This is a genomic window from Mitsuaria sp. TWR114 (assembly GCF_007997345.1).
Genome location: NZ_VOSR01000469.1, coordinates 1 through 8,205 on the forward strand (window position 1 = coordinate 1; position 8,205 = coordinate 8,205).

Consider the following 8,205-nt stretch of genomic DNA (forward strand, 5'->3'; position numbering starts at 1 on the left):
TGCTCAAGCTGATCGGCGAGCAGGACATCCCGAACATCCGCATCTTCCAGCACGACGCCGTCGAGGTGCTGGACCAGATGATCCCGCCGGGCTCGCTGGCCGGCGTGCACATCTACTTCCCCGATCCCTGGCACAAGAAGCGGCACAACAAGCGCCGCCTGGTGCAGCCGCCCTTCGTCGCCAAGCTGGTGAAGCACCTCGCGCCGGGCGGCTACCTGCACCTGGCCACCGACTGGGAGCCCTACGCCCAGCAGATGCTGGAAGTGCTGAGCGCCGATCCGGACCTGGTGAATGCCTCGTCCCGCGCCGACGGCTACGCCGACAAGCCGGACTACCGCCCGCTCACCAAGTTCGAGCATCGCGGCCTGAAGCTGGGTCACGGCGTCTGGGACCTGGTCTTCAAGCGCAAGGGCTGAATCGCGCCGCTGGCCCCGCGACCGCGCGGCCGCGGTGCATCGCTGCGTGACCAAGGTCAGGCACGGACCGGCCCGCAAGGCCATTCAAGGCCGTCAAAAGGGGCGCGCTGGTAGAGTTCCGCCCCATGTCCGAATCCAACTCCCTCGCCGGTCGGCACATCCTGCTGGGCCTGTCCGGCGGCATCGCCTGCTACAAGATCGCCGAGCTCACCCGGCTGCTGGTCAAGGCCGGCGCCACGGTGCAGGTCGTGATGACCGAGGCCGCCGAGGCCTTCATCACGCCGGTGACGATGCAGGCGCTGTCGAACCGGCCGGTCTTCACCAGCCAATGGGATGCGCGGCCCGAGAACAACATGGCGCACATCAACCTCACCCGAGAGGCCGATGTGATGCTGATCGCGCCGGCCAGCGCGGACATGATCGCCAAGCTGGCCCAGGGCCGCGCCGACGAACTGCTGTCGCTGACCGCGCTGGCGCGCCCGGCCCAGCGCTGCGCGCTGCTGCTGGCGCCGGCGATGAACCGCGAGATGTGGGCCCATCCCGCCACGCAGCGCAACCTGGCGCAGGTCCGGGCGGACGGCGCGCAGGTGCTGGGCGTCGGCAGCGGCGACCAGGCCTGCGGCGAAGTCGGCGATGGCCGGATGCTGGAGCCGCAGCAGTTGCTCGAGCACGTCGTCTCCCACTTCCAGCCCAAGGTGCTGGCCGGACGCAAGCTGCTGATCACCGCGGGCCCGACCTACGAGGCGATCGATCCGGTGCGCGGCATCACCAACCGCTCCAGCGGCAAGATGGGGTTCGCCATCGCGCGCGCGGCGGCGGAGGCCGGGGCCGAGGTGACGCTGGTGGCCGGCCCGGTGCACCTGCCCACGCCGCTGGGCGTGACCCGCATCGACGTGCAGAGCGCGCGCGAGATGCTGGACGCGGTGCTGCCGCGCGCGGCGACGCACCAGGTCTTCGTCGCCACGGCGGCGGTGGCGGACTGGCGGCCGGCGCAGGCGGCCGAGCACAAGATCAAGAAGAACGCCAAGGCCGGCGAGGCGGTCGCGCCCGCACTGGAACTGGCCGAGAACCCCGACATCCTGGCCACGGTGGCCGCGCTGCCGCAGCCGCCGCTGTGCGTCGGTTTCGCGGCGGAGAGCCAGGACCTGATCAAGCATGCGCGCGAGAAGCGCCAGCGCAAGAACGTGCCGCTGATCGTGGCCAACGTCGGGCCGGCGACCTTCGGCCAGGACGACAACGCGCTGACGCTGGTCGACGCGCGCGGCGAGCGCGAGCTCTCCCGCGCCGACAAGCTGACGCTGGCCCGCGAGCTGGTGCGCGAGATCGCGCAGCGGCTCACCACCTACACTGCCTGACTTTCCGCCGCGCGCGGTGCGCCGTCCGGCGCGCCCGTCGCCCGAAGCGTCCACGCTGCCCCGGCCATTCCGGCCATTCCGGGGGGCGAGGGCGCGGTGGGCGATGGCGGCGTTCCGACCTTCTTCCCGTTGACTCCATGACCACCATCGATCTCAAGGTGCTCGACCGCCGCATGGCCGAGCAGCTTCCCGCCTACGCGACGACCGGCAGCGCCGGCCTGGACCTGCGCGCCTGCCTGGACGAGGCGATCACGCTCGCGCCGGGCGACACGGTGCTGGTGCCGACGGGCCTGGCGATCCACATCGGCGACGCGGGCCTGGCGGCGATGATCCTGCCGCGCTCGGGTCTGGGCCACAAGCATGGCGTGGTGCTGGGCAACCTGGTGGGCCTGATCGACTCCGACTACCAGGGCCAGCTGATGGTCAGCGTGTGGAACCGTGGCAAGGACAGCTTCACCATCCAGCCGATGGAGCGCATCGCGCAGATGGTGATCGTGCCGGTGGTGCAGCCGACCTTCCGCGTGGTCGATGACTTCGACGCCTCCTCGCGCGGCGAGGGCGGTTTCGGCTCGACCGGCAAGGCCTGACCCGGGCCACCACCCCGCGCAGCCCACGCTGCGACTCGCAGGCCGGAGTCAGCGAGCGCGTGTGGGGCCGGAATGGGGCTTGGGGTTCCCGGACGGGAGGCCCCATGCCCCGTGAAGAGCCCGCGCCTGGCCGTCCGAGGTCAATCCTCGTGCCCGTGCCCGTGCTCCACGCCCGCCGCCTCGGCATCCACCGGCACGCTCGCATTGGCGCCATCGAAGAAGAACGGCTTGCGCGCCTTCTTCACGGGCCAGACCTCGTTCATCGACGGGATGTCGAAGACCTTGCCGCCCTGCATGACCTGCGAGATCCGATCGCTCTGCCGGATGTCCTTGAGCACGTCCCCGTCGAGGATCACCAGGTCCGCGAGCTTGCCCGGCTCGAGTGAGCCGATGTCCTTGTCCAGCCCCAGGTAGCGGGCCGGATTGAGCGTCGCGGTGCGGATCGCCTCGAGCGAGGACATGCCGCCCAGGCCCATCATCCACATCTCCCAGTGCGCGCCCAGGCCTTCGCGCTGGCCGTGCGCGCCGATGTTCACCGGCACGCCGGCGCGCTGCAGCTCGGTCGCGGTCTTCGCGACCTGGATGACGTTGAAGTCCTCCTCCGGCGCCGTTTCGCGGCGCACGCTGCGCGGCTCGAGCACGGCCTTGGGTACGAACTTGCTCAGCAGCGGATGGCGCCACACGTCGGTGCGCGCGTACCAGTAGTGCTCGCCGTCCAGGCCGCCGTAGGCGACGTTGAGCGTCGGCGTGTAGCCGACCTGCGTCTGCGGCCACAGCTGCTTCACGTCGTCGTAGACCTTGGCCACCGGCAGCGCATGCTCGATGCCGGTGTGGCCGTCGATGACCATGTTCATGTTCATCTGGAACAGCGATCCGCCTTCCGGCACGACCATCATCTGCGTCTCACGCGCGGCCTCGAGCACCTGCTGGCGCTGGTCGCGGCGCGGCTGGTTGTAGCTCTTGACGCTGATCGCGCCGGCGGACTTCAGCCGCTTCAGATGGGTGAGGGCGTCGTCCAGGCTGTTGATCACCGCGGAGAAGTCGCCTTTCGCGCCGTACAGCACCGTGCCGGTCGAGAAGATCCGCGGCCCGACCACGCGGCCGGTGCGCTGCATCTCGGACTGGGTGTAGATGTCGCTGGTGCGGTTGGACGGGTCGTGCAGCGTGGTGAGGCCGAAGGCTAGCGAGGCGTAGTTGATCCAGCTCTGCTGCGGGATGATTTCGCTCTCGGCCATCGTGCCGTGCCAGTGGGCGTCGATCAGGCCGGGGATCACCGTCTTGCCGGCGGCCTGGATCGTCTCCGTCCCCGCCGGGATCGTCACCGAAGCGCGCGGCCCGATCGCCGCGATGCGGTCGCCGTCGACCAGGATGACGCCGTCCTCGATGACTTCATCGGGCTTGGCCGCGTTCATCGTGACGACGCGCGCGCCGACGATGGCGATGCGGCCCTTCGGCTTGTCGGCGCTCAGCGTCAACTGGATAGTCGCGCCGCGCTCGGCCGGCTTGAAGCCCGGCTGCAGCGCCTGCGCCAGCGGCACGGTGAACAGCTCGTTGCCGAGCGCGTAGTGCAGCGCGTAGGGCCGCGACTTGCCGTCGCCGGACCACTGCAGGTCGTCGCCGGCATTGACGTCGAGCTTGCTGACCGGCATCGCCTCGGCCTTGGGGCCGACGGTCTGCAGCTTGCCGGCCGGCGCGAGCGGCGTCACGTAGGTGTGGAAGCGTTCGGTGAAGCCCAGCCACTGGCCGTCCGGCGACACGGTGAAGCGCGTCGCGAATTCGCTCTTGGCGACCGCGATCTCGCTGCGTTCGACGAGGTTCAGGCGGATCAGCTGGCGATTGGCATCGACCTCGCCGGTGGTCTGCTTGCGGGTGACGTAGAGCGTGTCGTTGTCGGCACCGAACTGCGGCGCCTCGCCGTCCTTGGTGACGCGGCGCGCCTGGCCCTTGCCATCGGCCAGTGCGACGTAGATGCCGGGTTCCAGGCTGTTCCAGGGCGAGGTCAGGTAGCCGCCCTTGGCCTTCTGGTACGCGATGCTGCGGCCGTCGGGCGAGAAGGCCGGCGCGAGGTACTTGCCGGGCTCCGGCGTGACGACGGTGTCGCGGCCGCTGGCCAGGTCGAGCACGCGCACGCGGCCCTGCTCGGCGTCGCTCCAGCCGAGGTAGACCAGCTGGCGGCCATCGCGCGAGAAGGCCGGGAAGTATTCGAAGCGCTCGGTCTGCGAGGTCAGGCGCCTGGCTTCGCCGACCGGCTGGCCGTCGCGCAGCTCGCTCGTGTAGAGGTAGCCCGCGGACGAGAACACCACCCGCCTGCCGTCGGGCGAGACCTTCACCCAGCGCAGCATCTTCGATTCGAAGCTGGCCGGCGCGACCTCATGCGAGAAGCGCACCGCGGGCGTGAACTGGCGTTCGTCCTTCACGTGGAAGGGGATCTCGGCGGCCGAGCCCTTGAACGGATCGATGCGCCAGAGCTTGCCCTGCGCCCAGGCGACGAGCTGGCGGGCATTGGGTGTCCAGGCGATGCCGGGGTAGACGCCGTGCACGGACCAGGACTCCTGCAGGTCGCGCTCCATGCCGGTCCAGGCGGGGAACTCGCGGCCGGTCTTCAGGTCCTTGAGGAACAGCGTGGTGCGGCTGCCCGAGGCGTCGCGCAGGCGGCGGATGAAGGCGAGGTACTTGCCGTCGGGAGAGGGCGTGGGGCGGATCGCGCCGCCGGGGCCGGTGACGAAAGGCTCGCTGGTGCCGTCGGTCAGGTCCTGGCGGTAGATCCGGAAGATCTCGCCGGTGCTGTCCTTGTTGTATTCGAACTGGCGGCCGGGCGTGCTGTCCTGCGAGTAATAGAGGAACTTGCCATCGGGCGAGAGCGCGGGCTCGCCGAGGTCCTTCTGCCAGTTCGGCTTCTCGTTGAGCTGCTGGCCCTTGCCGCCGTCGAGGTGATAGAGCCAGATCTCGCCGCTGCCCAGTGAGCGGGTGCCGGTGAAGTGCTTGCGCGCGGCGATGTATTTGCCGCTGGGGTGCCAGACGGGGTTGTTGAGCAGGCGGAAGTCTTCGGTGGAGATCGCGCGGGCGTTGCTGCCGTCGGCGTTCATGACCCAGATGTTGTCACCGCCGCCGGCGTCGGAGACGAAGGCGATCTGCTGGCCGTCGGGGGAGAAGCGGGGCTGCATCTCCCAGGCAATGGAATGGGTGAGGGCCTTGGCTTCGCCGCCGTCGATGGGCATCACGTAGAGGTCGCCGAGCAGGTCGAAGACGACGCGCTTGCCATCGGGGCTGACGTCCACGGACATCCAGGTGCCGGAGCGGACGTCGAGCTTGGCGATGCGCTGCTCGCCGCGGGGCTGGTTGACGTTCCACTTGGGCTTGGCAGCGTCGGCGGAAGGCGCCGGCGTGTCAGCGGCGAAGGCGGCGGCCTGCAGCGCGAGGCCAAAAGCGATCACGCCCGCGCGGGCGGGCGTGACGGGGAAGAGGCTGGTGAGCGAGGTCGGCTTCGTGAGCGTCTTGGTCGGCATTGGGGCACCCTGGGATGAGAGTGCCGGGAGCATATTCGTCGACCCTTGGCGAAACCGGGAGGGTTTGCGAGGGCGTGACGAATGGCAGTGCGAGGAGTGGACTGGGGCGCTCAGGCTTGTGTGATCCAGTCAGCGGCCTGGCCGTTGCTTGACCTTCGGTGTACATCCTCTTTCGGATGGTTGTCGTGGCTCGCTTTTGGCTCGAATGTCCGAACCACGCTCCCGCGGTCAGGCCAATTCGTTCACCAGTACCAATGGCGATGACTTCTCCGGCAGCGCCGCGATGTTGGGCAGGGAGCCGCTTGAACGCGGCGCGATCGCCAGCGTCAGCACCGTCGCGCCGCCAATCGTCAGGCCCGCGGTGTAGTCGAAGAGCACGCTGCTCTGGTCGCCGGTCTTAGTGATGCGCACGCGGTAGGTGCCGCTGCCCAGATTCACGAAGCTCGACAGCTCGCCGTACGCGCTGACGCTCAGCGTCGGCGACAGGCCGCTCAGGCTGCTCGTGTTGGTGATGTAGATGTCGAGCCCGCCAAGAGACGGGGCCACATGGAGCGCGCGCACGTTGAACGTGCCGCTCGCGGCCGCTGCGTTGGACTCGTCGAGGAAGCGGAAGGTCAGGCTGGTCGCCAGCGACCCGTACGCGATCACCGAGGTGGAGCTGTCCGTCGCGAAGTCGCGCGAGGCCGAGTACACCGCGCTCGACGAGCCCGCCGCGTGCAGCGAGACCTGCAGCGTGCCGCTGTCCTCACTGCCGTAGCCGCTCGACGCGCCGCCGTTGGCTAGGCCGGCGATGGCCGTCTCGTCGCCGACCCAGAAGTCCGCGGTCGCGTAGTCGACCGTGGCGTTGACGAAGCGGATCGCCGCCTGGTCTTCGGAACCACCGCCGCAGGCGACGAGTGGCAGGCTGCTGCCCAGCGCGGCGACGCTCGCCAATCGGGTCAGGAAGACGCGTCGCTGAGGGGAGGAGAGCGACGGCGCATGGATCGGCGATTCGAGCATGAAGGTTCGCGTGCGGTTGGACATCCCGAAATCATGTCGATCCGGGCGTCGAGCTCGATTGCCGACCGGAAAAGATTCATGTCAATGAAGCCACAACACCGAGGCGGATGATGTGCGCGGAGGCGTTCACTTTCCATGCATCAGCCCCTCTTCCCACACCAGCCGATCGACCAGCAGCAACTGACCGTCGTCGGAGAGGACAACTGCCGGATTCCCATGGACGAATCGCCTTCCGGCAGGTTCTGATCTGGCTCTCGCTCTCGATGGCATCGGCACATTCCGCAAGCCGTAGCGGACGTCGAATTCGAAGGCATGTCAGCCATGCCTTGCAAAACAGGCCGGAAATCGAGAATCTGCAAGCCATGGCTGGCATGTTGCGTGACGCCGGCGAGATCAAGCGCAGAAATGAAATCGGGCCGCGAATGCGCGTCCCTTTACTGCAACGCGCGTTGCGCGTTCACTTGGCTCGCGCCGTCATGATCGCGTCCGCGACGTTCTTCGGCGCCTCGGAGTAGTGCTTGAACTCCATCGTGTAGGTCGCGCGGCCCTGCGTGGCCGAACGCAGCGAGGTGGAGTAGCCGAACATCTCCGACAGCGGCACCTCCGCCTTGATGATCTTGCCGCCGCCGACCATGTCGTCCATGCCCTGCACCATGCCGCGGCGGCTGGACAGGTCGCCCATCACCGTGCCCGCGTAGTCCTCCGGCGTCTCGACCTCCACCGCCATCATCGGCTCGAGGATGACCGGGCTGGCGCGACGGCAGGCTTCCTTGAAGCCCATCGACGCGGCCATCTTGAACGCGTTCTCGTTCGAGTCCACGTCGTGGTACGAGCCGAAGGTCAGCGTGACCTTCACGTCCACCACCGGGTAGCCCGCCAGCACGCCGTTGGGCAGCGTGTCGATCACGCCTTTCTCCACCGCGGGGATGTACTCGCGCGGCACCACGCCGCCCTTGATGGCGTCGACGAACTCGAAGCCCTTGCCCGGCTCCAGCGGCTCCACCGTCAGCACCACGTGGCCGTACTGGCCCTTGCCGCCGGACTGCCGCACGAACTTGCCTTCGACGTCCTCGACCTTCTTGCGCACCGTCTCGCGATACGCCACCTGCGGCTTGCCGACGTTGGCCTCGACGCTGAACTCGCGCTTCATCCGGTCGACGATGATCTCCAGGTGCAGCTCGCCCATGCCCGAGATGATGGTCTGCCCCGATTCCTCGTCGGTGCGCACGCGGAAGGACGGATCCTCCGCCGCCAGCCGGCCCAGCGCGATGCCCATCTTCTCCTGGTCGGCCTTGGTCTTGGGCTCCACGGCCTGGGAGATCACCGGCTCCGGGAACACCAT

General features: G+C 68.5%; 5 protein-coding genes and 1 pseudogene. 3 read left to right on the top strand and 3 right to left on the bottom strand.

Annotated features, from left to right (window positions below; genetic code table 11):
• The 3 genes from trmB to dut all read left to right on the top strand — a co-directional run.
• Positions 1 to 416 (top strand): tRNA (guanosine(46)-N7)-methyltransferase TrmB (gene trmB, locus FUT87_RS16905; RefSeq protein WP_147241767.1); only part of this gene is annotated, 416 nt, incomplete at its 5' end.
• Positions 417 to 541: 125 nt separating this feature from the next.
• Positions 542 to 1,771, top strand: a complete 1,230-nt coding sequence (gene coaBC / locus FUT87_RS16910) for a bifunctional phosphopantothenoylcysteine decarboxylase/phosphopantothenate--cysteine ligase CoaBC (RefSeq protein WP_147241768.1) — start codon at positions 542 to 544, stop codon at positions 1,769 to 1,771.
• A 137-nt stretch (positions 1,772 to 1,908) separates the two neighbouring features.
• A complete protein-coding gene (gene dut / locus FUT87_RS16915) occupies positions 1,909 to 2,358 on the top strand; it encodes a dUTP diphosphatase (RefSeq protein WP_091723772.1) in 450 nt (149 codons plus the stop codon).
• 140 nt (positions 2,359 to 2,498) lie between these two features.
• On the opposite strand, the gene FUT87_RS16920 is transcribed toward dut, so the two are convergent.
• The 3 genes and pseudogenes from FUT87_RS16920 to fusA all read right to left on the bottom strand — a co-directional run.
• Positions 2,499 to 5,864, bottom strand: a complete 3,366-nt coding sequence (locus FUT87_RS16920) for an amidohydrolase family protein (protein ID WP_147241769.1) — start codon at positions 5,862 to 5,864, stop codon at positions 2,499 to 2,501.
• Positions 5,865 to 6,092: 228 nt separating this feature from the next.
• Entirely contained in the window at positions 6,093 to 6,887 is a 795-nt protein-coding gene (locus tag FUT87_RS16925) for a DUF4397 domain-containing protein (RefSeq protein WP_147241770.1), read from the bottom strand.
• 433 nt (positions 6,888 to 7,320) lie between these two features.
• A pseudogene (gene fusA, locus FUT87_RS16930) lies at positions 7,321 to 8,205 on the bottom strand (elongation factor G); the annotation flags it as partial.